Annotated in this window: 23 protein-coding genes; 5 read left to right on the forward strand and 18 right to left on the reverse strand. The window is 71.3% G+C overall.

Translation table 11 applies throughout. The features are described from left to right. Positions 1-2 precede the first annotated feature (2 nt). Positions 3-1,361, reverse strand: coding sequence for an aminotransferase class III-fold pyridoxal phosphate-dependent enzyme (locus tag AC1P0E_RS15450; RefSeq protein WP_482742736.1), 1,359 nt, complete (start codon positions 1,359-1,361; stop codon positions 3-5). 151 nt (positions 1,362-1,512) lie between these two features. Here AC1P0E_RS15450 and AC1P0E_RS15455 point away from each other — a divergent pair, with 151 nt between their 5' ends. The 3 genes from AC1P0E_RS15455 to AC1P0E_RS15465 all read left to right on the forward strand — a co-directional run bounded on the left by AC1P0E_RS15455 (position 1,513) and on the right by AC1P0E_RS15465 (position 4,526). Beyond that, complete coding sequence (locus AC1P0E_RS15455; protein ID WP_482742737.1) at positions 1,513-2,112, forward strand: DJ-1/PfpI family protein; 600 nt, start codon at positions 1,513-1,515, stop codon at positions 2,110-2,112. Beyond that, entirely contained in the window at positions 2,109-2,570 is a 462-nt protein-coding gene (locus tag AC1P0E_RS15460; protein ID WP_482742738.1) for a MarR family winged helix-turn-helix transcriptional regulator, read from the forward strand. The genes AC1P0E_RS15455 and AC1P0E_RS15460 overlap by 4 nt, the downstream gene beginning before the upstream one ends. A gap of 81 nt (positions 2,571-2,651) precedes the next feature. Further along, the gene (locus tag AC1P0E_RS15465) at positions 2,652-4,526 is read left to right on the forward strand and encodes a serine/threonine-protein kinase (protein WP_482742739.1); all 1,875 of its coding nucleotides are present in this window, start codon (positions 2,652-2,654) and stop codon (positions 4,524-4,526) included. 87 nt (positions 4,527-4,613) lie between these two features. Here AC1P0E_RS15465 and AC1P0E_RS15470 read toward each other — a convergent pair whose 3' ends face one another. Then, positions 4,614-5,897 carry an adenylosuccinate synthase gene (locus AC1P0E_RS15470; RefSeq protein ID WP_451506994.1) on the reverse strand — a complete coding sequence of 428 codons (1,284 nt, stop codon included), beginning with the start codon at positions 5,895-5,897 and terminating at the stop codon, positions 4,614-4,616. A gap of 165 nt (positions 5,898-6,062) precedes the next feature. On the opposite strand from AC1P0E_RS15470, the gene AC1P0E_RS15475 reads away from it, so the two are divergent. Beyond that, positions 6,063-6,890: a diacylglycerol kinase catalytic domain-containing protein gene (locus AC1P0E_RS15475; RefSeq protein ID WP_482742740.1), complete on the forward strand. Its 828-nt coding sequence runs from the start codon at positions 6,063-6,065 to the stop codon at positions 6,888-6,890. A 45-nt stretch (positions 6,891-6,935) separates the two neighbouring features. Beyond that, positions 6,936-7,277: a hypothetical protein gene (locus AC1P0E_RS15480; RefSeq protein ID WP_482745980.1), complete on the forward strand. Its 342-nt coding sequence runs from the start codon at positions 6,936-6,938 to the stop codon at positions 7,275-7,277. A gap of 41 nt (positions 7,278-7,318) precedes the next feature. On the opposite strand, the gene AC1P0E_RS15485 is transcribed toward AC1P0E_RS15480, so the two are convergent. From AC1P0E_RS15485 to AC1P0E_RS15560, 16 genes are all read right to left on the reverse strand, one after another. Further along, complete coding sequence (locus AC1P0E_RS15485) at positions 7,319-8,530, reverse strand: cytochrome P450 (RefSeq protein ID WP_482742741.1); 1,212 nt, start codon at positions 8,528-8,530, stop codon at positions 7,319-7,321. Positions 8,531-8,539: 9 nt separating this feature from the next. Beyond that, complete coding sequence (locus AC1P0E_RS15490; protein ID WP_482742742.1) at positions 8,540-9,133, reverse strand: Uma2 family endonuclease; 594 nt, start codon at positions 9,131-9,133, stop codon at positions 8,540-8,542. A gap of 91 nt (positions 9,134-9,224) precedes the next feature. Beyond that, positions 9,225-9,893, reverse strand: a complete 669-nt coding sequence (locus AC1P0E_RS15495) for a response regulator (protein ID WP_482742743.1) — start codon at positions 9,891-9,893, stop codon at positions 9,225-9,227. Further along, positions 9,890-11,176 (reverse strand): sensor histidine kinase, encoded by a 1,287-nt coding sequence (locus tag AC1P0E_RS15500; protein WP_482745769.1) that lies wholly within the window; start codon positions 11,174-11,176, stop codon positions 9,890-9,892. The genes AC1P0E_RS15495 and AC1P0E_RS15500 overlap by 4 nt, the downstream gene beginning before the upstream one ends. A gap of 132 nt (positions 11,177-11,308) precedes the next feature. Beyond that, positions 11,309-12,136 carry an NmrA family NAD(P)-binding protein gene (locus tag AC1P0E_RS15505; protein ID WP_482742744.1) on the reverse strand — a complete coding sequence of 276 codons (828 nt, stop codon included), beginning with the start codon at positions 12,134-12,136 and terminating at the stop codon, positions 11,309-11,311. Positions 12,137-12,219: 83 nt separating this feature from the next. Continuing rightward, positions 12,220-13,107, reverse strand: a complete 888-nt coding sequence (locus tag AC1P0E_RS15510; RefSeq protein WP_482742745.1) for an alpha/beta hydrolase — start codon at positions 13,105-13,107, stop codon at positions 12,220-12,222. 122 nt (positions 13,108-13,229) lie between these two features. After that, the gene (kynU, locus tag AC1P0E_RS15515) at positions 13,230-14,447 is read right to left on the reverse strand and encodes a kynureninase (protein WP_482742746.1); all 1,218 of its coding nucleotides are present in this window, start codon (positions 14,445-14,447) and stop codon (positions 13,230-13,232) included. Then, on the reverse strand, positions 14,440-15,282 hold the full coding sequence (locus tag AC1P0E_RS15520) for a tryptophan 2,3-dioxygenase family protein (protein WP_482742747.1): 843 nt from the start codon (positions 15,280-15,282) through the stop codon (positions 14,440-14,442). Before AC1P0E_RS15520 ends, kynU begins: the two co-directional genes overlap by 8 nt. A 151-nt stretch (positions 15,283-15,433) precedes the next feature. Then, complete coding sequence (locus AC1P0E_RS15525; RefSeq protein ID WP_482742748.1) at positions 15,434-15,847, reverse strand: DUF3151 domain-containing protein; 414 nt, start codon at positions 15,845-15,847, stop codon at positions 15,434-15,436. 139 nt (positions 15,848-15,986) lie between these two features. Then, on the reverse strand, positions 15,987-17,456 hold the full coding sequence (locus AC1P0E_RS15530) for an MFS transporter (protein WP_482742749.1): 1,470 nt from the start codon (positions 17,454-17,456) through the stop codon (positions 15,987-15,989). 139 nt (positions 17,457-17,595) lie between these two features. Beyond that, a complete protein-coding gene (fbaA, locus tag AC1P0E_RS15535) occupies positions 17,596-18,618 on the reverse strand; it encodes a class II fructose-bisphosphate aldolase (protein WP_482742750.1) in 1,023 nt (340 codons plus the stop codon). A gap of 199 nt (positions 18,619-18,817) precedes the next feature. Beyond that, entirely contained in the window at positions 18,818-19,357 is a 540-nt protein-coding gene (pyrE, locus tag AC1P0E_RS15540) for an orotate phosphoribosyltransferase (protein WP_482742751.1), read from the reverse strand. A gap of 26 nt (positions 19,358-19,383) precedes the next feature. Further along, positions 19,384-20,178: an aldose epimerase family protein gene (locus AC1P0E_RS15545; RefSeq protein ID WP_482742752.1), complete on the reverse strand. Its 795-nt coding sequence runs from the start codon at positions 20,176-20,178 to the stop codon at positions 19,384-19,386. Between the two features lie 80 nt (positions 20,179-20,258). Beyond that, entirely contained in the window at positions 20,259-21,125 is an 867-nt protein-coding gene (locus tag AC1P0E_RS15550) for an SRPBCC domain-containing protein (protein ID WP_482742753.1), read from the reverse strand. A 77-nt stretch (positions 21,126-21,202) separates the two neighbouring features. Continuing rightward, entirely contained in the window at positions 21,203-22,828 is a 1,626-nt protein-coding gene (locus AC1P0E_RS15555) for a polyamine aminopropyltransferase (RefSeq protein ID WP_482742754.1), read from the reverse strand. 54 nt (positions 22,829-22,882) lie between these two features. Next, entirely contained in the window at positions 22,883-23,401 is a 519-nt protein-coding gene (locus tag AC1P0E_RS15560) for a DUF2617 family protein (RefSeq protein ID WP_482742755.1), read from the reverse strand. Between the last annotated feature and the right edge of the window lie 297 nt (positions 23,402-23,698).

Here is a 23,698-nt window from a genome sequence, read left to right on the forward strand (position 1 = left end):
ACTCATGCCGTGGTGTGCTCGTCCGCCGCCGACAGGGCGATGTCGAGGGCTGCCAGGCCTTCCTTCGCCTCGGCCTCGGTGACATTGCAGGGCGGGACGACGTGCGTGCGGTTCATGTTGATGAAGGGCCACAGGCCGTTCTTCTTGCAGGCCGCGCCGAACGCCGCCATCGGGGCATTGGCCGCGCCCGACGCGTTGTACGGGACGAGCGGCTCCCGCGTCTCACGGTCCTTGACCAGATCCAGGGCCCAGAACATGCCGGTACCGCGGATCTCCCCGATGCTCGGGTGGCGCTCCGCCAGCTCGCGCAGGCCCGGGGCGATCACCGTCTCGCCGATGTGTGCGGCGTTCTCGACGACGCGCTCCTCCTCCATCACCTGGATGGTGGCGACGGCGGCGGCGCAGGCCAAGGGGTGGCCGGAGTACGTCAGACCACCGGGATAGGGCCGCTTCTCGAACGTCTCGGCGATCGCACCGGAGATCGCCACGCCGCCCAGCGGCACGTATCCGGAGTTCACGCCCTTCGCGAAGGTCATCAGGTCCGGTACGACGTCGAAGTGCTCGGAGGCGAACCACTTGCCCGTACGGCCGAAGCCCGCCATGACCTCGTCGAGTACGAAGACGATGCCGTACCGGTCGCAGATCTCGCGTACGCCGGCCAGGTAGCCGGGCGGCGGTGTCATGATGCCGGCGGTGCCGGGAATCGTCTCCAGAACGATCGCGGCGATGGCGCCCGGCCCCTCGAAAGCGATCGTGTCCTCAAGATGCTGAAGCGCGCGGGCGCACTCCTCCGCCTCGTTCTCGGCGTAGAAGGCCGACCGGTAAAGGAACGGCGCCCAGAAGTGGACGGTCCCCGACGTGCCGTTGTCGGAGGCCCAGCGGCGCGGGTCGCCGGTCAGGTTGATCGCGGTCGTCGTACCACCGTGGTACGAGCGGTAGGCGGCCAGCACCTTGTTGCGGCCCGTGTGCAGACGGGCCATGCGGACGGCGTTCTCGATGGCCTCGGCGCCACCGTTGGTGAAGAAGATCTTGTCGAGGTCGCCGGGGGCGCGCTCGGCGATGAGGCGTGCGGCCTCGGAGCGCGGCTCGACGGCGAAAGCGGGCGCGAAGGTGGAGAGCTTCGCGGCCTGCTCCTGGATCGCGGCGACGACCTTCGGGTGCTGGTAGCCGATGTTGGTGAAGACGAGGCCGCTGGTGAAGTCGAGGTAGCGGTTGCCCTCGTAGTCCCAGAAGTACGACCCCTCGGCGCCGGCGACGGCGAGCGGGTCGATCAGGCCCTGGGCGGACCAGGAGTGGAACACGTGCGCGCGGTCGGCGGCCTTGACGGCGGCGCCTGCCTGGGGGTCGACATGAGGGGTCATTGCCTCAGGGTAAAGACGCGCTGGTGGGGGCCGACATGGCCACCTTGTATGGCCTGCGCCACTTTGGTGGGCAGGGTGTCGAGAACACTCTTGACAACAAGCTGTCAATTGGACAACATACTGTCATCAGCTTCGAACCGAGGAGACAGCCATGGCAGACAAGACCGTGCACCTCGCCGTTTACGACACCTTCGCGGACTGGGAGACGGGCCACACCACCGCTCACCTCACCGGGAACGGCTACACCGTCAAGACCGTCGCCGCGACGAACGCCCCGGTCACGACCATGGGCGGCGTACGCATCCAGCCCGACCTGACGCTCGACGACGTAAGCCCCGAAGACAGCGCCCTGCTGATCCTCACCGGCGCCACCCTCTGGGACACAACGGACGACCTCGCCCCCTTCGCCCGCAAGGCACGCGCGTTCCTCGACGCCGGCGTACCGGTCGCGGCCATCTGCGGCGCGACCGCCGGAGTGGCCCGCGAGGGCCTGCTCGACGACCGCGCGCACACCAGCGCGGTCTCCTTCTACCTCGCAGCCACCGGCTACAAGGGCGGCGACCACTACCGCGACGAGGACGCCGTCACGGACGAGGACGGCCTCCTGATCACGGCCGGCCCCACCGAGCCGGTCGCCTTCGCTCGTGAAGTCTTCTCCCGTCTCGGCGTGTACGAGGGCGAGAAACTCGACGCCTGGTACCGGCTGTTCCACGACTCGGACGCGTCCGCCTTCGAGGTACTGGAGTCGTGAGCGGCATCCGGGAGCAGGAGCTGTTGAGCCGTACCGCGCTCGGCACCTTCCGCCTCAATGGCCAGTTCCTCGCGATCTCCGAGGAACTGGCCCGCCCGGCCGGCCTGACCGCCGCCTGGTGGCAGGTCATCGGCGCCGTCCTGCACGAGCCGCTGCCCGTCGCCGGGATCGCCCGCACCATGGGGATCACCCGCCAGAGCGTCCAGCGCATCGCCGACCTGCTCGTGACGAAGGGCCTCGCGGAGTACGCCCCCAACCCCGCCCACCGCAGGGCGAAGCTTCTCCGCCCCACCGATACCGGCCGCGACGCCGTACGGAAGATCGAGCCGGGACACGCGGCACTGGCGGCGCGGCTCCGGTCCGAGCTGGGCGAGGAAGGCCTGGCCGAGACGGTGCGCGTACTGGAGCGCCTCTCCCAGGCCCTGGAAGCAGTAACGGAACCGATCCCGGAACCGTGAAACACCGGGGGCCCGTCGTTGTCGTAGCGGCGCACTATTCTCGGTTCGTCGGGGGACGTCTCGGGGAGGGGTGGCGCTGCCATGGAGAAGCTGGGACCGGCCGATCCGCAACAGATCGGCGCCTACAGGCTCTTGGCACGACTCGGCGCGGGCGGAATGGGCCAGGTCTACCTGGCCCGCTCGGCCCGTGGCCGTACGGTCGCCGTCAAGCTGGTACGCCAGGAGCTGGCCGAGCAGGAGGAGTTCCGCTCCCGCTTCCGCCAGGAAGTGGCGGCGGCCAGACGGGTCGGAGGCCGCTGGACGGCGCCCGTGCTCGACGCCGACACGGAAGCGGTTGTCCCCTGGGTGGCCACGGGTTACGTCGCGGGCCCGGACCTCCACACCGTCGTGTCCGGGGACGGCCCGCTGCCGGAGCGCTCCGTCCACATCCTGGCAACAGGTCTGGCCCACGCGCTGAGAGACATCCACTCAGCAGCACTCATCCACCGCGACCTGAAACCGTCCAACATCCTGGTCACCATCGACGGCCCGCGCGTCATCGACTTCGGCATCGCCCGCGCCCTGGAAACGGTCACGGGCGCGGCAGCCCTGACCAGGACCGGCTCCCTGGTCGGCTCTCCCGGCTTCATGGCCCCGGAACAGATCCGCGGCGAGCGAATCACCGCACCCTGCGACATCTTCTGCCTGGGCTCGGTACTGGCATACGCGGCAACGGGCCGCCTCCCCTTCGGCACGGCCGACAGCGGAGTCCACGCGCTGATGTACCGCATAGCGACCGAGCCCCCGACGCTGGACGGAATCCCGGAGGGCCTCCAGGACCTGATCCGCTCCTGCCTGCGCAAGGACCCCGAAGCACGCCCTTCCCTCGACGAGGTACTGGAGAACACGCGCGGCGGCGACGGCGGCGACCCCTGGCTCCCGGCAGCGCTGGTGGCCCAGCTGGGCCGCCACGCGATAGAGCTGCTGGACACGGAAGACCCGACCACCACGCCCGCACCCCCCGGAAGCACGCTGCCGACAGCGGACAACGGGACCACAACCGACGCCGCGCCGCGACTCACGGTGCCGGGAGGGGACGTGCCGGGGCGCTCCCCGCAGGGCGTCGAACGCAACCACCCCGACGAAAACCCAGTACCCGAACGTTCGACGCCCGAGGAGACGCCCCGGCGCGGCACCGACCCCAACGCCCCCGGTCCCGCCCCTGCCCCCGGTCCTGCCCCCGCGCCCGCCCCCGCCCCGCACGCGACGCCGACGATCGTGTCGCCCGGGCACACCCACCCCCGGCCGCCCCAGCCCCCCGCCGCACTCCCCCCGCTGCCCCCCGGCTACGGCTACCCCCCGCCGACGCCGCAGTACCTCTACCAGCCACCGGCCCCCGAACCACCGCCCCGCAGCGCCCGTTCGACCGCCGCGCTGATCGCGGTGGCGCTGGTCGTGGCGCTGGGTGCGGGCGGCTCCGTATACGCCTTCATGAACGCGGGCGACGAGAAGCGGCACACCGACAGCCGCAACGAAGACTCCCCACCACCATCCGTGGACACACCACAGCAGCAGAAGACCACCCCGGCCCCCACCAGCCCACCCCCCACCAAGAACGCCACCGTCCCCACCCCGTACCTCGGTACATGGAGCGGCGGCCTGGACAGCGCAGCCGGCCACAGCACCCGACGCCTGGTCATCCAGCAGGGAGAGGTGGGCGACACAGTGCTGTCCCTGACCGCAGAGGGACCGACGGAGGGCGGCGGCACGTACCACTGCGTCTTCCAGGCAGAACTGTCCGCCGCCCCCACCGGCAACGGCCCCCTGAGCATCGGCCCGTCCCGGGTCGCCGTCGGCGAGCCCATGAGCTCCTGCTCCCCCGGGGCCGCCACCGAGGTGACCCTGCTCCCCGACGGCCGCCTGCGCAGGGTGAACCCGGCGAACGGCGAATCCCTCACGTACTCGAAATCGGACTGAGCACACCGGCCCCGGACAGCCCGGAGGGCCGTGGCGCGAACTCACGCCACGGCCCTCCGGTCGCACAGCCAGGGGCCCGCAGGCCGACTAGATGAACGAGTTGATCTCGATCGTCTCGGTGCGGCCGGGACCGACACCGATCGCCGAGATCGGCGCGCCCGACATCTCCTCCAGAGCCTTCACGTACGCCTTGGCGTTCTTGGGAAGCTCGTCGAAGGTCTTGGCCTTGGAGATGTCCTCGGACCAGCCGGGGAAGTTCTCGTACACCGGCTTCGCGTGGTGGAAGTCGGTCTGGCTGTACGGGAGCTCCTCGACGCGCTTGCCGTCGATCTCGTACGCCACGCACACCGGGATCTGCTCCCAGCCGGTCAGCACGTCCAGCTTCGTGAGGAAGAAGTCCGTCAGACCGTTGACCCGCGTCGCGTAGCGGGCGATCGGCGCGTCGAACCAGCCGCAGCGCCGGTCACGGCCGGTGGTGACACCGCGCTCGCCACCGATGCGGCGCAGCGCCTCGCCGTCCTCGTCGAACAGCTCCGTCGGGAACGGACCGGCGCCGACGCGCGTCGTGTACGCCTTGAGGATGCCGATGACCCGGCTGATCTTCGTCGGCCCCACGCCCGTGCCCGTGCAGGCACCGCCGGCGGTCGGGTTCGACGACGTGACGAACGGGTAGGTGCCATGGTCCACGTCGAGCAGCGTGCCCTGGCCACCCTCGAAAAGGACGACCTTGTCCTCGTCGAGCGCGTTGTTGAGGATCAGCGTCGTGTCGGCGACGTACTGCTTGATGTTCTCGCCGTGCGTCAGCAGCTCTTCGACGATCTGGCCGGCCTCGATCGCGCGGCGGTTGTAGAGCTTCGTGAGCAGCTGATTCTTGATCTCCAGAGCCGCCTCGACCTTTTGGGTCAGGATCGACTCGTCGTAGAGATCCTGCACGCGGATGCCGGTCCGGTTGATCTTGTCCGCGTACGTCGGGCCGATACCCCGGCCCGTGGTGCCGATCTTGCGCTTGCCGAGGAAGCGTTCCGTCACCTTGTCGACCGTGACGTTGTACGTCGTGATGACGTGGGCGTTGCCGCTGATCAGGAGCTTGGACGTGTCGACGCCTCGCTCGTTCAGACCGCTCAGCTCGGAGAGCAGGACCGACGGGTCGATGACGACGCCGTTACCGATGACCGGCGTGCACTCAGGCGAGAGGATTCCGGAAGGGAGAAGATGCAGCGCGTACTTCTGGTCGCCTACGACGACCGTGTGGCCGGCGTTGTTGCCGCCCTGATAGCGCACTACATAGTCAACGGATCCACCGAGCAGGTCGGTGGCCTTTCCCTTGCCTTCGTCACCCCACTGAGCACCGAGCAGCACAAGTGCGGGCACAGGCGTACACCCCTTCCGGGCGGGGCATGTCCAAGGTCAGGGGGCGTACGTACGGCGTACACCTGATACTGAGCCGTCGGACCGGTTGCCCCGGAATAGACGAAGCCCCTGGCGCAATAGCGCAAGGGGCTCTTGCACAAAGATGCTACCCGAGGAAGGACCGAGGTGTCGGCTCCAGAGGCTCCTGAGCCCACCGCGATCACCACGCAGCCGCTGCTGGTGGTCATCGACCCGGTCGCCAGGCGTACGGACGGCGAGTCCGTACGTATCGCCAAGGACGTCCTGTGCGCCGGCGCCAACGTAAGAATCTGCCTCCCCGAGGGGCCGGAAGAATTCGCGCGGGCCCTTGCCCGCCGGGGCAGTCGCCGCCCCGTGGTCGTCGGCGACGACCGGGCGCTGCTGCGCGCGGTGGCCCTGCTGCACCGGGAAAGGGAACTGGGCGCCGGGGCGCTCGCGCTGGTCCCGGTGGGGGCGTCCGTGGACATCGCCCAGGCGCTCGGCGTGCCGATAGGGGCGGTGGCGGCGGCCCGTGCGGTCCTGGAGGGAGTCGTACGGCGGCTGGATCTGCTGGTGGACGACAGCGACGGGGTGGTGCTGGGCGCCCTGCGGATCCCGGCCGCGCCGTCGCCGGCCGCCGCCGCCGCGTCCGTCTGGGGTACGTGCCGTTCGCTGGTACGCACGCTGGTGCGGCCCGCGCCGCAATGGGCGCCGCCGCCGCTCGTCCGTACGTACCGGCTGCGGGTCGAGGCGGACGGGGTCCTGCTCAACGACCTGGACCGGCCGGTGGAGGACGTGTCGGTGTGCTCGCGCGCCGGGCGCGCCGAGGTGGTGATCCGCCCGCAGGGCGGTGAGCAGGTACGGGTCGAGGCGCACGCGGTGACGGTGTCGGGCCCGGACTTCCGGTACCGGGCGGACGCGCTGGTGGCGGGCCCGGTGCGCAGGCGGACGTGGACGGTACGGCCGGGGGCGTGGTCGCTGATGCTGCCGGCCTGAGCCCTCCCGCCCAGCACCGGGTTACGTGAGATCCAGCGTGGCCCGGTGCTCCTTCCACCGCTCCAGCAGCTGCTGCAGCTCCTTCTGCAGGAACTCGAAGAACGCCGCCGTCCCGGCCGCCCGCGCGCCCGCCGACGTGTCCGGGCCCAACATCTCGGCGCCGTCCCGCGGGACCTTCTCCCACCGGCTCAGAACCTGGTCGCGGCAGGTGAAGGTCTCGTACCAGAGCTCGAAAGCGCGCGGCTCGCGAAGGGTCTGACCGCCGGGGTGCTGGGCGCGGCCTTCGTCCTGCGGGCGGCGGGCGACTCCGCGACGAACGACGGCTCGTCGGTGCTGACGTGGCTGTCGCCGCTCGGCTGGGATGTCACAGCGGGAAGGGGCGGGTAGGGGAAAGCCCGCCGCAGGCGTTGCCCACCCCGCGGCCGGGGTCAGATCTCGACGCGCAACTCCCGCAGTCCCCGGATCACGAAGCCCGGCTTCCACTCCGGTGGGTCCGCCGCAAGCCGCAGCCCCGGAGCCTGCCGCAGCAACTCCCCGAACGAAGCCGCCAGTTCCAGCCGGGCCAGCGGCGCCCCCAAGCAGTAGTGGATGCCCGCCCCCAGCGACACATGCGGGTTGTCGGACCGGGAGAGGTCCAACTCGTCGGGGCGGGCGAAAGCCGCCGGATCCCGGTTCGCCGAACCGAACAGCAACGCCACCTCCGAGCCGCGCCGGATCACCGTCCCGCCGACCTCGATGTCGTCCAGCACCCACCGCTCGAAGAGCTGCAACGGAGTGTCGTAGCGCATCAACTCCTCCACGGCGGTGGAAAGAAGCCCGTGCTCCGCGCGCAGCGCCGCCAGCTGCTCCGGATGGCGCAGCAGCGTCCGCCAGCCATTGGCCGTCGTGTTCACCGTCGCCTCGTGCCCCGCGTTCAGCAGCAGCACGCAGGTCGAGATCATCTCCTGCTCGCTGAGCCGGTCACCGCCCTCGTCGTGCGCGGCGATCAGCGCCGAGATCAGGTCCTGGGCCGGGCTCTTGCGGCGTACGGCGATCAACTCCCTCAAGTAGGAAGAGAATTCCACCGACGCCCGCACCGCCCGCCGCGCCGTCTCCTCCGGCGGGTTCAGCTCGTACATCCCGCAGATGTCCGCCGACCAGGGGCGGAGCAGCGCCCGGTCCGATTCCGGGATGCCGAGCATCTCCGCGATCACGGCGACCGGGAGCGGTTCCGCGACGGCGGACAGGAGGTCACCGCCGCCCTCCGCGACGAACGCCCCGACCAGCTCCGCCGCCAGCCGCCGCACGGTGGGCGCCAGCTGTTCGACCGTACGCGGGGTGAAAGCCTTGGAGACCAGCCGCCGGATGCGGGTGTGGTCCGGGGCTTCGAGGTCCAGCATGCCGTGGTCGTTCAGGACGTGGAACGGCTCGTGCCCGGGCGCCGGCGGCGTACGGTCGAACTCCTCGTGCGTGAAGCGGTGAAGGTACGTACGGCCGAGGCGGCGGTCGCGCAGCAGGGCCGAGACATCGGCGTGGTGCGGGATCAGCCACTGCCGCGTCGGCTCGTACCAGTGGGCGCGGCCACGGGCGCGCAACTCGGCGTAGGCGGGGTACGGGTCGGCGACGAAGGAGGGCGACCAGGGATCGAACGTCTCTGCCATAAGGAGACGCTAGCGGACGTACTTCTTCAAGCGCTCGGTGTCGAGTTCGATGCCCACGGGATCCGGGAGAGTGATCTTCGCTCCGAATCTCACGGTGTGATTGTCGCGATAGCCTCCGCCGTCCGGGTCCGGCTCGCTGAAAACAGTGACGGTGCAGGCGTCACGGTCGATCAACAGGTGTACCGGAATTCCGGCGGCGGCGTAGGCGGGGGGCTTCTCCTGCCGGTCCCGTCGGTCGGTGTCGGAGTCGTACGACGTGATCTCGACCGTCATGAGCACGCCCTCGGGGTCACCCCAGTCCCCCTGCCCGTCAAAGTGGTCGACGGGTGCGAGCACCCCGTCGGGACGGGCCCGGCCTTTGCGGTACTCCTCGACCTTGAGACCCTGGGTCGGGTTGAGATCCAGTTCGGGCCGTGCCTGCATGCACAGGCGTACCAGCCACATAGTGATCGCCCCGTGAGCCCCGTCCGTCATGCCCTTGATCCCGATCCGTCCGTCGATGAACTCGAACCTGACGGCATCGGTTTCACTCTCGACGAGTGCGGCGATCCTCTCGAACTCCTCGACCGGAATCTGAACCGTGCGCTCTGCCATAACCGTCATGGTGCACCCCCTTCTGTGCGGACACCAGTGTGGCCACGCCCAGGCCCGTTCAAGTCGGCTTCCCTCCCTGATCACCCACGTGAGCGATCGGCTACCCCGGCGTAACCAGCCGCGCCTCATACGCGAACACCGCCGCCTGCGTCCGGTCCCGCAGGCCCAGCTTCACCAGCACCCGGCTCACATGCGTCTTGATCGTGGACTCGGCCACCACCAGGTGCGATGCGATCTCCGCGTTCGACAGGCCCTGGGCGATCAGCACCAGCACCTCCGTCTCGCGCTCCGTCAGGTCGCCGATCTGGGCGAGCGCGGGCGGGCGCGGGGCCTCCGACAGCTTCGAGAACTCCGAGATCAGGCGCTTGGTGACCGTCGGGGCCAGCAGCGCCTCCCCGGCCGCCACCACCCTCACCCCGTCCGCCAGCTGCCGCGCCGACGCGTCCTTGAGCAGGAAGCCCGACGCGCCGGCCCGCAGCGCCTGGTAGACGTACTCGTCCAGGTCGAACGTCGTCAGGACCAGCACCTTCGCGTCCGCGTCGGCGGCCACGATCTCGCGGGTCGCGTCGATGCCGTTCAGCTCCGGCATGCGGATGTCCATCAGTACGACGTCCGGCCGCAGCGCCGCCACCTGCGCGATCGCCTCGCGGCCGTTCACCGCCTCGCCGACGACCTCGATCTCCGGCATCGCGTTGAGGAGGACGGTGAAGCCTTCGCGGACCATGATCTGGTCGTCGACGATCAGTACGCGGATGTCCCGGGCGGTCATGCGGTCGACTCCGGGGCCGCTACGGGTGCGGCCGGCGCCACTGGTATGAACGCCGCCACCTCGTAGCCGCCGTCCTGCGTCGCCTCCGCCGTCATCTCACCGTTCAGCATCGACACCCGCTCCCGCATCCCCGTGATCCCGTGCCCCGCCCCCGGCGACGGCTTGGCCAGACCCTGCGGCGCGGTGTTGACGATCCGCAGGCCCAGGCCGCCCAGTACGTACGACACCTCCACCTTCGCCGTCGAACCGGGCGCGTGGCGCAGCGCGTTGCTCAGTGCCTCCTGGATGATCCGGTACGCCGAGAGCTCCACGCCCTGCGGAAGCTCCCGCACGGAACCCGTCACCGTCTTGTCCACCGTCAGGCCCGCGTCCCGGACATTGGCGACCAGCCCGTCCAGCTCGGCGAGCGTGGGCTGCGGGGCGTCCGGTGCCTCGTAGTCCTCCGCCCGTACGACGCCCAGTACGCGCCGCAGCTCGGTCAGCGCCGCCACCGCGTTCTCGCGGATCGTCACGAACGCCTGCTCCAGCTCGGGCGGCGGGTTCTCGACCCGGTACGGGGCGGCCTCCGCCTGGATCGCGACCACCGACATGTGGTGCGCGACGACGTCGTGCAGCTCCCGCGCGATCGTCGTCCGCTCCTCCAGCAACGTGCGCCGGTCGCGCTCGACGGCGGTGACGGTCCGCTGGACGGTGACCTCCTCCTTCGCCTCCCTGCGGATGTGCAGCACGGTGACGACGAGCAGCGCGAAGAGGGAGACCATGGCCATCGCGCCGGTGTTGTCCGTCTCCCTGTAGCCGTTGGCGGACATCATGAGCCCGAAGAGCAGCGTCAGGATCCACATCCAGCCCGCCGTGCGCGGCCGGGTCCTGGCCGCCACCACGACCAGCACCACGAGGTGACCGACGAAGGCGCTCTCGATCCACGGGAACGTGGCGCCGTATCCGCCGCCCGCCAGGCCGGCCGTCACCAGCGTGGCCGCGATCGACAGCCACCACGCCAGTACCGGCCGGAACAGGGTCATCGCCACCGGCACGGCGGATATGGCACCTACCAGCAGCATCGTGGCCCCGGAGAACCAGCCGCTCGCCCCCACCGTGGTCGCCGCCAGCACAGTCAGCAGGGCGAAGCCGAGCACCGCCGCATGGGGCGCCCATCCCCCGTACTCCCTCACCCGGGCCGGAAGCTTCCGGAGGAAGGGGCCGTCCGTTCGCATCCGCGGCAGCGGGCGGTAGGTCAGCATTCCCTCGATCAGGTCCTTGCGGAGGCCGCTGAGGGCCCCCATGGCCAGGCGTAGCTCAGGGCTGCGGTTCTCGGTTTCGGTCACGTACCAAACGGTAGGCGCAGGGACGGCCGCGGTCGTCAGCCACGTTGGGGATCCTCCCGCCTCCGTCCCAGGTACTACGTACGCCCCAGGTCAGCCCAGCGTCCGGAACATGTCCGCGTGCTCCGCCGCCCACTCGGCGAAGGTGCGCGCCGGGCGCCCGGTGACCCGCTGCACCGTGTCCACCACGGTGCGGCCCTCCGGCGGAGTGTTCCCGTACACATCCAGCAGGAAGTCGATGGTCTCCCGGTCCATCCCCGACCGCTGCCACCGCTCGGTCGCCTGCGCCCCGCTCAGCTCGGTCAGGGCGATCTCACGGCCGCGCGCCGCCCCCAGTATCCGGACCTTGTCGCGGACGGTCAGCGCCTCGGGACCGGTGAGCAGGTACGTACGCCCCGCATGCCCGTCCTCCGTCAGCGCCACCGCCGCGACCGCGCCGATGTCCGCCTCGTGGACCATCGCGCTCAGCCGGTCCACGAAGGGCTCCGCCACCTCGTCCCCGGTACGGATCCCCTCCGCCCACTCCAGCGCGTTCGCCATGAACTCGACCGGCATCACCAGCGTCCAGTCCATGTCCCCGGCCTCGACCGCGTCCTGGAGCAGGCTCGGTCCGCCCCCGTTGAGGACCGTGATGCGCTGTACGCCCGCCTTCGCCGCCAGCGCGACGATCTCGGGGCCCGTGGTCAGCGGCGCGAAGTACTCTCCGTCGAAGGTGATCAGGTGCAGGCCCGTGACGCCTTCGAGCGCGGGAATCAGCGTCGTCGGGTCGGTCAGGTCTCCGCGTACGGTCTCGACGCCGGCCGGGAGGTCCGCCTTCGCCGGGTCCCGGGTCAGCGCCCGCACCCGCTCGCCCCTGCGGACCAGCTCGGCCACCACTTGGCGGCCCACGGTCCCTGTCGCTCCGGTCACGAGAATCGTCATTACGGGCTCCTTCGCTTCGGCTTGTTCCACCACCGTAGGAGCCCTTGCGGACAGCTTCTGTCCGCAACGATCGGCTTGCCTGCTCAGTACGCGAGCTGCTCGATCTCCTCCGCGACCACCGCGCACGCGTCCGCCGCCGGGTCGATCAGCGGGAAGTGCCCGACGTCCTCCAGCAGGGTCAGCCAGGCCGGCTCGCCCGCCTTCGCCGCCGCTTCGGTGTAGGCCTCGGCGACCGCCTGCGGTACGACGATGTCGGTGCGGCCCTGCACGACGACGGTGGCGATACCGGTCGGCAGCAGCGCGGCCGGATCGGCGTACGGCCGGCGTTCGTCGAAGTGCTCCTTGCCGCCGAGCAGCTGGGCGGTCGCGCCCCCGCACACCCCCAGCTCGTCCGCGACCGCGAAGTCCGCGATCGGCGCGAGCGCGACGACGCCGCGCAGCGCGGGCGCCGCCGGCAGGTGCCACGGCGAATCGGGGGTCAGTACGTGCCGGGCGGCCGCCCACAGCGCGAGGTGGCCGCCGGCCGAGTGGCCCGTGAGGACGATGCGCCGCGTGTCGGCGCCGGGCAGCGCCTCCCGTACGAGACCGGGGAGCAGGTCCATCGCCGCGGCCACGTCGTCGAACGTCTCCGGCCAGCGTCCGGCTACCGGCTCCGGGCCGCGCTGCTGCGGGAGTTCGCCGCCGCCCGGTCCGCCGCCCCGCCGGTACTCGACGCTCGCGACGGCGAAGCCCCGGCGGGCCAGGAAGTCCGCGAACGGCGAGATGTGCTGCCGGTCGTACTGGGCCCGCCAGGCGCCGCCGTGCAGCACCACGACCAGCGGGGCCCGGTCCCGGCCGTCGCGCGGCGCGTAGAAGTCGATCACCTGGTCGGGGTGTTCGCCGTACACGGCAGTGGCGTCGGGCGCGACGGCCGGATGGGAGAAGGCCGACTCCGCCTCGACAGCGTCCCGTTCGGCTGAGGAGTCCGGCATGCGGGGACCAACCCTTCGGTACGTACCGCCAATTGATCTAGCTGTCGGGACGCTACCAGCCCCCGGGCCTGCGGTTCCGCCAGGTCCTGCCCGGCGCCTCGGCGCAGGACCCGGCGGCTCGCTCAGGACTTGAGCAGGACTTCACCCAGCACGCGCGCCGCCCGCTCCGCGTCCGCGAAGCCGACGTACAGCGGGGTGAAGCCGAAACGCAGCACATCGGGGCGGCGGAAGTCGCCCACCACACCCCGTGCGATCAGCTCCCGCATGACCTCACCCGCGTCGGCGCCGTCCTCGCACCGCAGCGAGACCTGACTGCCGCGCTCCTCATGTGCGGCCGGAGTCACCGACGTGACCCGCCCCCGGGGGACGTACGCGTCCACACATTCCAGGAAGAAGTCCGTCAGAGCGAGTGACTTCTCGCGTACGTCCTCGACCTCCACGCCCTCCCACACATCGAGCGCGGCCTCCAGCGCCAGCATCGACAGGATGTCGGGGGTGCCGACCCGGCCCCGTGCCGCGCCGTCCGCCGGGGCGTAGCCGGGCGTCATGCCGAAGGGGTCGGTGTGCGAGTTCCAGCCCGGCAGTGGGGAGTCGAACGCGGCCTGGTGGCGCTCGGCGACGTACAGATAGGCGGGCGAGCCGGGCCCGCCGTTCAGGTACTTGTACGTACAGCCGACGGCGAAGTCGACGCCGTGCGTGTCGAGCCCGACCGGCAGCGCGCCCGCGCTGTGGCACAGGTCCCAGACGGCCAGGGCCCCCGCCTCGTGGGCGGCGGCGGTGAGTCCGGGCAGGTCGTGGCGGCGGCCGGTGCGGTAGTCGACGTGGTTGACGAGGACGGCGGCGGTACGCGCACCGAGGGCGGCCGGCAGGTCGGCCGGCGCGACGGGAACGAGCCGCCGGCCAGTCATCCGCGCCGCCGACTCGGCGATGTAACCGTCCGTGGGGAACGTCGAGGCATCGACGAGGATCTCGTCCCTGGACTCCGGCGCCAGCCGGGCCGCGCCCACAACCGCCTTGAAGACGTTGACGCTGGTCGAGTCGCCGACGACGACCTGACCGGCGGCCGCGCCGACGAGCGGCGCGATCCGGTCACCGATCCGCTCGGGCGCGGTCCACCATCCGCTCTCGTCCCAGGAGCGGATGCGCAGCTCGCCCCACTGGCGGGTGATGACGTCGGCTATCCGCTCGGGGACGTGGCGGGGCAGGGCGCCGAGCGAGTTCCCGTCCAGATACACCGTCTCGGCGTCGTCGAGCGCGAACAGCTCGCGGTGCTTCGCGAGCGGGTCGGCGGAGTCGAGCGCGGCGGCCCGCCGCTGAAGGTCGTTCGCGGCATCAGACATGGCTGCGCGCCGTCCACAGCTCGGGGAACACGTTCTTGGTGGCCCGCTTCTCCAGCCAGGCGACTCCGGCGGAGCCGCCGGTGCCGACCTTGGAGCCCATGGCGCGGCGGGTCGCGACGAGGTGGTCGTTGCGCCAGCGCCACACCAGCTCGCCGACGTCGGTCAGCAGCTCACCGAGGCGGACGAGTTCGGAGTTCTGGTCGCCCTGGTAGAGCTCGGTCCAGACCGCCTCGACCTCGGCGGAGGGCTCGTACTTCTGCGACAGGTCGCGGTCCAGTACGGCGGCGGGCACGGGCAGGCCGCGCCGGGCGAGCAGCCGCAGCGTCTCGTCGTACAGGCTCGGCTCGTGCAGCGCCTTCTCCAGCTCGGCGTGCACGCGCGGGGCTCCGCGGTGCGGGACGAGCATCGAGGCTGACTTGTCGCCGAGCAGGAACTCCATCCGCCGGTACATCGCGGACTGGAACCCGGAGCCCTCGCCGAGCGCGCTGCGGTACGAGTTGAACTGGGCGGGGGTGAGGTGGGCGAGCGGCCGCCAGGAGGCGTTGAGGGCCTCCAGCTGGCGCAGGGAGCGCTTGAGCGCGTCCGTCGCGACCCGCAGGTCGTCCTCGCCGAGCGCCTTCGCGGCGGTCTCCCACTCGTGGACGATGACGGTGAACCACAGCTCCATGACCTGGGTCGTCACCAGGAAGACCATCTCGCCGGGATCGTCGGAGAGGGGGTGCTGGAGGTGGGTGAGGACATCCGCCTGGACGTAGTCCTCGTAGGGGGTGGTGCCCGCGAAGTCGAGGTTCGGGGTGTCCGAACCTGCCGCCTGGGCATCGGGGTGCTGCGACATCGCTGTCTCCTCGATACGAACTTCCAGGTAGCGGTCCGCCCCTTCCTTGTGGCCATGGAGCCCCGGTCCCTTCCCGGCATCATAAGACGTAGCCGGAAAACGCGGGAGACCCGCGCCACCGGGCACGGGCCTCCGCTGCTGTTGTCCCTGTTCAGCCGAGGGTGTCGGCCGCCGCCGGGGACGAGTCCCGCAGGAAGGCCGAGCAGCGCTCGTACTCCTCCTGCTCACCGATCGACTGCGCGGCACGGGCGAGCGCGTGCAGCGCGCGCAGGAAGCCGCGGTTCGGCTCGTGGTCCCACGGCACGGGACCGTGGCCCTTCCAGCCGGCGCGGCGCAGCGCGTCGAGGCCGCGGTGGTAGCCGGTGCGGGCGTAGGCGTACGACTCGATCACCCGGCCGTTCTCGAACGCCTCGTCGGCGAGCTGGGCCCAGGCGAGCGAGGACACGGGGTACTTCGCGGCGACGTCGGTCGGCGCGGAACCGTTCGCGAGCAGCTCGCGCGGCTCCGGGTCGTCGGGCAGGTGGGTCGGGGGCGGTCCCCCGAGCAGATCTTTGTGGATGGCCATGGGCCCAGTCTGCCTGCCCTGCGGGGCGGGCGGGTACGTAGGGCGCGGCGCGGAGGGCGCGGGGTGCGGAGCCTTTCCGCTACCCGCCCCTTCCCGAGCTGGGGCTTGCCCCCCACGCGGCGGAGCCGCAAAGCGCCCCCTAACCGCCCGGCTCCTCCAGCGGCGGCGCGCTCAGCGGGCAGTTGACGCGGGACTCCGGTACGCAGGCCCCGGCCCCGGGGTTGCGCACCGTCACCCAGGCGATCACCGCCCCCAGCGCCAGCACCCCCGCACACATCGGCATCGCCCGCCGGAACGTCTCCCCGAACTCCGCCGCCGACCGGTACGCCTCGGGACCCATCCCCGCCAGCAGCGGCAGCCCCGCCACCGCGATCAGGCCCGCCGCCCGCGCGGCCGCGTTGTTGATGCCACTGGCCAGCCCGGCCCGCTCCGTTGCCACGGAGGCGAGCACCGTCGCGGTGAGGGGCGCGACCAGGGTCACCATGCCCGAGCCCATCACCAGCATCGCGGGCAGCACATCGGCGACGTACGACGATCCCTCCCCCACGCGCAGCATCAGCAGCATCCCGGCGGCGCACAGCAGCGGTCCCACGGTCAGCGGAATGCGCGGTCCGACGACCTGCGCCACTTCCCCGGACTTCGCGGACAGGAAAAGCATCAGCACGGTCGTGGGCAGCAGCGCCGTGCCGGCCTGGAGCGCGGAGTAACCCACCACCACCTGGAGCTGAAGCGCGGTGAGGAAGAAGAAGCCGCTGAACGCCGCGTACACGCACAGCGTCACGACATTGATCGCGGTGAACTGCCGGGACGCGAAGAGCGTGAGCGGCATCATCGGATCGGGCCGCCGCTTCTCGACGTACAGGAAGAGCGTCCCGAGCACGGCTCCGGCGGCCCCGGCGCCGACCACCACCGCCGAAGGACCCTCGTCCGGCGCCGCGATCAGGGCGTACGTGACGAGCCCCAGGGACAGCGCGGCGAGCCCCGCGCCGAGCACGTCGAAGCGGCCGTGCGCCTGCGGATCACTCGACTCCGGTACGTGCTTGAGCGCGACCGGGACGCAGAGCGCGGCCAGCGGCACATTCAGCAGGAACACCCAGCGCCAGCCCGGCCCGTCCACCAGCCACCCGCCCAGGAAGGGCCCGACGGCCGCCCCCACCCCGCCCAGCCCGGACCACACGCCCACGGCGCGGGCGCGGTCGTCGGGGTGGAAAGAGGCCTGGATGAGCGCGAGGGAGCCGGGCGTGAGGAGGGCTCCGCCGACGCCCTGGAGGGCGCGTGCGGCGATCAGGGTTCCGGCGTTCGGCGCCAGCCCGCACAGCAGCGAGGCCACCGCGAACCACACGACCCCGACCACGAAGACCTTCCGCCGCCCGAACCGGTCCCCGAGCGCGCCGCCGAGCAGGATCAGCCCGGCCAGGGCCAGCATGTAGGCGTTCACGGTCCACTGGAGGGCCGCCAGATCGGCGTCCAGGTCCCTGCCGATGCGGGGCAGGGCGACGTTGACGACGGTGGAGTCCAGCATCGCCATGCCGGACCCGAGCACGGTGGTGAGCACCACCCACCGGCCCTGGGCCGAGGACAGCCGGATGTCCGGCGGCCGCATGTCCATGCGGGCATCCTCCCGGCTCCCGCCCCGGCGGGCTACTCGACACACACAGCGCCAGTTCGCCCGCGTGGCGACAGGAGTTCGGCACGCGAACGGGGCCCGGTACCGCTTCCGGTACCGGGCCCCGCTCCACCACTCGTGCCTACTTGAGCTTGGTGCCCGTCGAGCGCAGGTTCGCGCACGCCTCGGTGACGCGCTTGGCCATCGACGCCTCGGCCAGCTTGCCCCAGGTGCGCGGGTCGTACGTCTTCTTCGAGCCGACCTCGCCGTCGACCTTCAGAACGCCGTCGTAGTTGCGGAACATGTGGTCCGCGACCGGGCGGGTGAAGGCGTACTGGGTATCGGTGTCGAGGTTCATCTTCACGACACCGTTCTCCAGCGCGGTGGCAATCTCCTCGGCCGTGGAGCCCGAGCCACCGTGGAAGACGAAGTCGAACGGCGACGCCTTCCCGTACTTCTCGGCGACGCCCGCCTGCAGGTCCTTGAGCAGCTCGGGACGGAGCACGACGTTGCCCGGCTTGTAGACGCCGTGCACGTTGCCGAACGAGGCGGCCAGCAGGTAGCGGCCCTTCTCGCCCAGGCCGAGCGCCTCGGCGGTGCGCAGCGCGTCGTCGACGGTCGTGTAGAGCTCGTCGTTGATCTCGTGCGAGACGCCGTCCTCCTCGCCACCGGTCGGGGTGATCTCGACCTCGAGGATGATCTTCGCGGCGGCGGCCTTCGCGAGCAGCTCCTGACCGATGGCCAGGTTGTCGGCGAGGGTCTCGGCGGAGCCGTCCCACATGTGCGACTGGAAGAGCGGGTTCAGACCCTTGGCGACGCGCTCGGCGGACACGTCGATCAGCGGACGTACGTACGTGTCCAGCTTGTCCTTGGGGCAGTGGTCCGTGTGCAGCGCGATCGTCACCGGGTACTTCGCGGCGACGATGTGCGCGAACTCGGCCAGCGCGACGGCGCCGGTCACCATGTCCTTGGAGTACTGGCCGCCCAGGAACTCGGCTCCGCCGGTGGAGATCTGGATGATGCCGTCGCTCTCGGCGTCCGCGAATCCGCGCAGCGCCGCGTGCAAGGTCTGGGTCGAGGTCACGTTGATGGCCGGGTAGGCGAACTTGCCTGCCTTCGCCCGGTCGAGCATCTCGTTGTAGACCTCGGGGGTTGCGATGGGCATCTGTCCGCTCCTTATGACGTGCGGGTGTGTGGTGCTGGGCCCTGACCTGGGGGCGACGTCATCGTCGCCCCCATCTTTCCAGACTCTCGCCGCGGCTCCACCCTGCGCACGGCCCCGGGATGCGTCAAGGGCGGACTGTTTCACGTGAAACAGCCCGCCCTTGACGAAAAGTGCAGGTCAAGCGGGTTTCGCGGCCCGGCTACGCGAGCCCGAGCTCGTCCAGCGAGTAGGCGTTGATGTACGTAAGGCCGGCCTCCGCGATCTTCGGGGCCGCGCCCCGCTCCACGATCACCGCGACACCGACGACCTCGCCGCCCGCCTCACGGACCGCCTCGACGGCGGTCAGCGGCGAACCGCCGGTGGTCGAGACGTCCTCGACGACCAGGCAGCGCCGGCCCTTGACGTCCGTGCCCTCGATGCGGCGCTGCATGCCGTGCGCCTTGCCCGCCTTGCGTACGACGAACGCGTCGAGCCGCTGCCCGCGCGCGGCGGAGGCGTGCAGCATCGAGGTGGCCACCGGGTCCGCGCCCAGGGTGAGGCCGCCCACGCAGTCGTAGTCCAGCTCGGTGGTGGCGTCGAGCATCACCTGGCCGACCATCGGCGCGGCCTCGCCGTCCAGCGTGATCCGGCGCAGGTCGATGTACCAGTCGGCCTCGATCCCCGAAGACAGGGTCACCTTGCCGTGCACCACGGCCTTGTCCTTGATCTGCTGGAGCAGCTCACCACGTACGTCAGTCATGCCATGAGCTTAAAGCCGCCGTCGCGTCACAGCCGCCGCCAGGTCCAGATGGTCTCGATCTCCAGCGGCTCGATGGGCGTCACGAACCGGGGCATCGCGTTGAGCCCGTTCGGCGGCCCCGACTGCGGCTCGACGCACACCGCCTCGGCCTGCTCGTCGTACACGACGACCCACTCGGCGCGGCTCGTCACCTTCAGCTCCAGCTGCCCCGGCCAGGTGAGGGTGACGTCCACGCCGTCCGGCATGCCGAAGCAGTCGTCCCAGGGGCCGGGGCGGGGAGTGATCCGCTGACCGGTGGGGAGGTGGTCGTCCCCGCGCTCCTCCTGCCACGCGGGAGCGAAGTCGATCTCCACATCCGCCCCGCCGCCGCCGAGGTTGCGGAGGAACCACGGGTGCCAGCCGGCCTGCGCCGGGAAGGAGTCGCCGTACGTCTCGATCCCCATCGTCAGGGTGAGGGAGTCCTCGGCCAGCCCGAACGCCTGGGTGACCCTGCCCTGGTACGGCCACGGGTCGGCCAGGTCGTACGTGAACGCGGCCTCGCTCTTCTCGGCCCGCGCGGTGTGCCAGGCGGCGTCGCGGGCGGTGCCGTGGATGGCGTGGGGCGGGGAGTTGAGCGGCAACTGGTGCATGGTCGCACCGTTGAGGAACCTGCCGTGGTTCAGGCGCCCGCACCACGGCACCATCGGGAAGCAGCCGTATCGCTCCCCCTGACGCAGCAGTTCGGTGCCGCCGATGCGGAGGCCGGCGATGCGGCAGCCGTTGTCCTGGTGGATGGTCAGCTCGGCGTCGCCCGCCGCCAGACGCGTCTCTTGGATGCTCACCCTCCGAGCCTATGGGCTGCGGCCGCGTGTCGCGTGCGTGGCGGCTTGTTCCCCCACCCGGGGGGCGGTTGGGGAACGGCTCAGCGCCTGCGTCGCAGCACGCGGCCCACCACCACCGCCGATGCCAGTGCGAGTGCGGCCGCCGGGGCGATCCAGCGCAGGGTGTCGGTCGTCGACGTCGACTGCGGGGCGGGGACCGGTGCGTAACGCCCGCGCGGCGGCGCGTGGTCGACCTCCTCCGCGCTGCGGCCGATCATCGTGCGCCGCGCATGAGCCGCCTCGGCCGGCGGCTCCGCCGGCGAGGGCACCCCGGGTACGTCCGCAAGACCGGACGCGTCCGGCACAGCGGGCACGTCCGGTACGTCGGGCACGTCCGGCACCTCCGGTACGTCGGCCATCGGGTCCAGCGACGGCGGAGGCACCTCCGTCTCGAAGACCGACGGGCCCGATTCACCGGCCCCACCGGCCCCCTTGCCCGCGTCGGCCCCGGACCCCTCGGCCGCCCCGCCCCCGTCACCGGCCGGCGCGTCCGCCAACCGGGCGGTGAAGCGGTCAAGCAGCCGGTGGGACGCGGACAGCGTCGCCTGCGCGTCGAGTTCCGTGATGCGGCCCTCGCCGCTCGCCGTCCCCGCGTACGTCACCGTCGTACCGCCTTCGGCCTCCGTCAGCCGTGCCGTCAGCGCCAGCTTGACCGAGCCCGTGCCGCGCGCCTCCGTGCCCTCGCCCTCTACGGCGAAGGTTCCGTCCGGCCCTCCGGTGACACGCAGGGTTCCCCGGTACGTGATCGTGTGGCCGTCGATGCGGACCTTCAGCCGCCCCGCGAGCGGGCCGGACGCCTCGTCGGCGTCCTGCTGGAGCCCGGGGACGCAGCGCGCCACCCGGGCGGGGTCCCCCAGCGCCTGTCGGAGGGACTCTGCCGGAACCGGAACGAACACCTCATGCTCCATGGGAACCGAGCCTACTCACGCACACCCGCGATGTACCCGGCTCTGCGAGGAATCCCCACACGCGATCCGCGGCGCAATCACCGCGTGTAGCGCGGATGGACCAGCGTCGAAGGCTCCACCCCCCGCACCCGCGCCCCCGCCGCCGACCGCTCCCCCGTCCGCAGCACCGCCGGCGAGAGCGACCGCAGCCGCGGGGCGTCGGCGTCCAGGCCGAGGCCCGGTCGCGTGCCCCGCGCGGCGAGTACGAAGCCCCAGTCGTGCGGGGCCGGCGCCGCGCCCGACGCCCGGTCCGGCCCCCCGGTGAACCCGGAGAGGCGGCCGGGCACCCGGTACGGGCGGGTCCGCAGGCCCGCCGCCCGCAGCGTCGCGTCGACCGTCCAGTAGGCCCGCGGCCGGGTGGCCAGCGGCCCCGCGTGGACCGCCAGGCGCCCGCGGTGCGCGAGGACGCGCAATGCCAGCCCGTAGAACTCCTGGGAGTACAGCTTCGTGCTCGGGGTGATGCCGGGGTCGGGCAGATCCGAGATCACCACGTCGTACGGCCGCTGCTCCCGCCCCGCCTCCCGCAGCCAGGTGAACGCGTCGGCCGTGTCGACCCGCAGCCGGGGGTCCCGGTGGGCGCCGCCGTTCAGCGCCGAGAGGGCGGGGTCCGTACGGGCCAGCTCGACGACGGCCGGGTCCAGCTCGACCACCGTGACCGACTCCACGCCCGGGTAGCGCAGCACCTCCCGCGCCGCGAGCCCGTCGCCGCCTCCCAGGATCGCCACGCGCGCGTGGCGCCCGCGCATCGCGGGGTGCACGAGCGCCTCGTGGTACCGGTGCTCGTCGCGGCCACTGACCCGCAGCCGCCCGTCGAGGAAGAGGTCGAGGTCGAGCGGTCCGCCCGGACCGCCGGTGACGACGATCTCCTGTACGTCGGTCTGTACGGCGATCCGCACCCCGTCCCCGTACACCGCCCGCCGCGCCGCCCGCTCGAAGTCGTCGACGAGGGCGGTCGCGGTCGCGAGCAGCGCCAGCACCACCGCGTTCGCCACGACCAGCAGCCAGCGCTCACGCCGCGTCAGCTCGTGCCGGAACAGCCACAGCACCAGCGCCCCGCCCGCCACCGCGTTGACGGCGCCCGTGAGCAGCGCACTCGTCAACTGCCCCAGTAGCGGCAGCAGAAGAAAGGGAAAGGCGAGGCCGCCGACCAGCGCCCCGACGTAGTCAGAGGCGAAGAGGTCCGCCACGTCGCCGCTCGTGTCCCGGCGCTCCCCGCGCCGCGCCAGGCGCTGGATCAGCGTCATCAGCAGCGGAATCTCGGCGCCGATGAGCACGCCGATCGCCAGCGAGAAGCCGACCAGGGCGTACCGCGCCCCGCCGAGCCAGGCGAACGTCGCGTACAGCACCAGCGCCGAGCTGCCGCCGCACAGCGCCAGCGCGGCCTCCAGCAGCCCGAAGCCCACGGCGGCGCGGCACCGCAGCCGCTTGGCGAGCAGCGATCCGATGCCCATGGCGAAGACCATCACCGAGAGCACGACGGACGCCTGGGTGACCGAGTCGCCGATCAAGTACGAAGCGAGGGCGACCAGTTCCAGCTCGTACACGAGTCCGCACGCGGCGCAGACGAACACCACACCGAGCACCAGGAACCGGCCGGTCCGCGGCCGCACAGGCAGGGCGGCCGGAGCTTCCGGCCCCGACAGCGACACAGGCGAATCGATCACCAAGCGAACGCTACGTCACAAAGGACTAACCACCCGTCACCCACACGGGTGCAACTAGAGGGCAACAGGCATACGTGCGCCCACACGTGACCGCGTGACGACCAGCTGCCCCTCCTGGGGGTACGCGTGCCAGGTACGCCACCGCACCTGCCCTTCGTACCGCTGCGCCAGCATGGCCGTGAACGCGTGCGGGCTGCCGGGAAACGTTCCCGCGAGGCCGTTGGGGTGGTCGGCGACCAGTGCGAGGAGCTCCTGCGCGCGCCCCGCGAACTGGCCCTGGGTGAGGGTCTCGACGCGCGCGGCGAACTCGTACTCCCATTCCCCGAGCCGCTTGGCCACGCCCAGCGGAAGCGGCGTACTGCTGCCCGGCATACAGGCGACCGTCTCGGAGCAGGATTCTTCGTCCTCCTGCAGAAGCACTTGATGGGAGGCGCCGAGGAGCCTCAACTGGAGTAGGGCGCCGTCGAGGTGGAGATCGAGTACGGCCAGGGCGGGCAGCGGCTCGCGCCCCAGCGCCCAGGCGAGATCGGCGGCGCGCGTGTCGGTGTAGGCAGTCTTGAGAGTCGTGAGCATGAGTGGGCTCCGCAGACAGGCGTTTGGAATGGCGGACCGGGGTCACCCGGGGGGATGAGGCACGAGGAGGTTCGGGGACCGCCTGCTCGGGTCCACATGAGGTCCGAGGGCTGAGGTTCTCGACTGCGAGGGAATCATGAAGTGCGCTGCGCTCACAGCGTTTTTACCCAACTTGCAGTGGTTTCCATCCCCTGGGGGGCTGCCCGGTTCAACTGTTCAACGACAAAGCGCCCGACGGGAGTTAACCCACCGGGCGCACGAGCTTGACGCTCGCAGCGGTGCTGGTGTGGTACGCGG

The sequence above is a fragment of the Streptomyces sp. TRD_SC_5 genome, from assembly GCF_056836825.1.

What these genes read in the sequence shown, in the direction of transcription:
- AC1P0E_RS15450 (WP_482742736.1), bottom strand. Translation starts at nt 1,361, where the DNA reads ATGACCCCTCATGTCGACCCCCAGGCAGGCGCCGCCGTCAAGGCCGCC.
- AC1P0E_RS15455 (WP_482742737.1), top strand. Translation starts at nt 1,513, where the DNA reads ATGGCAGACAAGACCGTGCACCTCGCCGTTTACGACACCTTCGCGGAC.
- AC1P0E_RS15465 (WP_482742739.1), top strand. Translation starts at nt 2,652, where the DNA reads ATGGAGAAGCTGGGACCGGCCGATCCGCAACAGATCGGCGCCTACAGG.
- AC1P0E_RS15485 (WP_482742741.1), bottom strand. Translation starts at nt 8,530, where the DNA reads ATGGCAGAGACGTTCGATCCCTGGTCGCCCTCCTTCGTCGCCGACCCG.
- AC1P0E_RS15490 (WP_482742742.1), bottom strand. Translation starts at nt 9,133, where the DNA reads ATGACGGTTATGGCAGAGCGCACGGTTCAGATTCCGGTCGAGGAGTTC.
- AC1P0E_RS15495 (WP_482742743.1), bottom strand. Translation starts at nt 9,893, where the DNA reads ATGACCGCCCGGGACATCCGCGTACTGATCGTCGACGACCAGATCATG.
- AC1P0E_RS15500 (WP_482745769.1), bottom strand. Translation starts at nt 11,176, where the DNA reads ATGGGGGCCCTCAGCGGCCTCCGCAAGGACCTGATCGAGGGAATGCTG.
- AC1P0E_RS15505 (WP_482742744.1), bottom strand. Translation starts at nt 12,136, where the DNA reads ATGACGATTCTCGTGACCGGAGCGACAGGGACCGTGGGCCGCCAAGTG.
- AC1P0E_RS15510 (WP_482742745.1), bottom strand. Translation starts at nt 13,107, where the DNA reads ATGCCGGACTCCTCAGCCGAACGGGACGCTGTCGAGGCGGAGTCGGCC.
- kynU (WP_482742746.1), bottom strand. Translation starts at nt 14,447, where the DNA reads ATGTCTGATGCCGCGAACGACCTTCAGCGGCGGGCCGCCGCGCTCGAC.
- AC1P0E_RS15520 (WP_482742747.1), bottom strand. Translation starts at nt 15,282, where the DNA reads ATGTCGCAGCACCCCGATGCCCAGGCGGCAGGTTCGGACACCCCGAAC.
- AC1P0E_RS15525 (WP_482742748.1), bottom strand. Translation starts at nt 15,847, where the DNA reads ATGGCCATCCACAAAGATCTGCTCGGGGGACCGCCCCCGACCCACCTG.
- AC1P0E_RS15530 (WP_482742749.1), bottom strand. Translation starts at nt 17,456, where the DNA reads ATGGACATGCGGCCGCCGGACATCCGGCTGTCCTCGGCCCAGGGCCGG.
- fbaA (WP_482742750.1), bottom strand. Translation starts at nt 18,618, where the DNA reads ATGCCCATCGCAACCCCCGAGGTCTACAACGAGATGCTCGACCGGGCG.
- pyrE (WP_482742751.1), bottom strand. Translation starts at nt 19,357, where the DNA reads ATGACTGACGTACGTGGTGAGCTGCTCCAGCAGATCAAGGACAAGGCC.
- AC1P0E_RS15550 (WP_482742753.1), bottom strand. Translation starts at nt 21,125, where the DNA reads ATGGAGCATGAGGTGTTCGTTCCGGTTCCGGCAGAGTCCCTCCGACAG.
- AC1P0E_RS15560 (WP_482742755.1), bottom strand. Translation starts at nt 23,401, where the DNA reads ATGCTCACGACTCTCAAGACTGCCTACACCGACACGCGCGCCGCCGAT.